At 26.4% G+C, this 511-nt stretch carries 1 protein-coding gene; it reads left to right on the top strand.

Features of this window, described 5'->3' with window-relative positions:
- On the top strand, positions 1 to 511 hold a 511-nt coding region (locus A9996_RS20175; RefSeq protein WP_211272681.1), incomplete at both ends, for a hypothetical protein.

The following is a 511-nucleotide window of genomic DNA, read 5'->3' as shown; positions in this document are numbered from 1 at the left end:
TAATAAAAAAGCCAATTATATTTATTGGTTCGCTATATGAAAAGCAATTACTTAAACTATCTTCTTTATCTAATATACTATTGACTCCTAATATTTTTTATGTAAACCTCTCAAAATATTCTCTTGATACCATTGAAAAAGCAGTTGAAAATTTAGAGTTGTCTAATAGTTTTTCTTTTGATTTCAGTAAGTATTTAGACAAAGTGAGTTTTAAAGCCCCAGCAAATTATCAGTCTCATCATAACATTGATAATGAACTTTGTTTATTACGTTGGTCGGAATTTTTGGGGATTTCAGACCAAATACCAGAAGTTAAAAATAATTTAAAAACTGGATTGTATTTTAAATATAGAAACGCTATCAATCCTATAATTACTGTACAAAAAGGTAATCCTTATTTGTTCCAGAATACTGCAAAAATATTACTTATTGATGATCAATCTGAAAAAGGATGGAACTCTTTTTATAATGCCTTTTTTGAATTGAGTAGACATCAAATAAATTTCAAATC

Origin of the sequence: Gelidibacter algens (assembly GCF_001678675.1) — a bacterium.
Lineage (GTDB): Bacteria > Bacteroidota > Bacteroidia > Flavobacteriales > Flavobacteriaceae > Gelidibacter > Gelidibacter algens.
The sequence above is the reverse complement of the archived record's forward strand: the minus strand, read 5'-3'. Positions and strand labels throughout refer to the sequence as shown.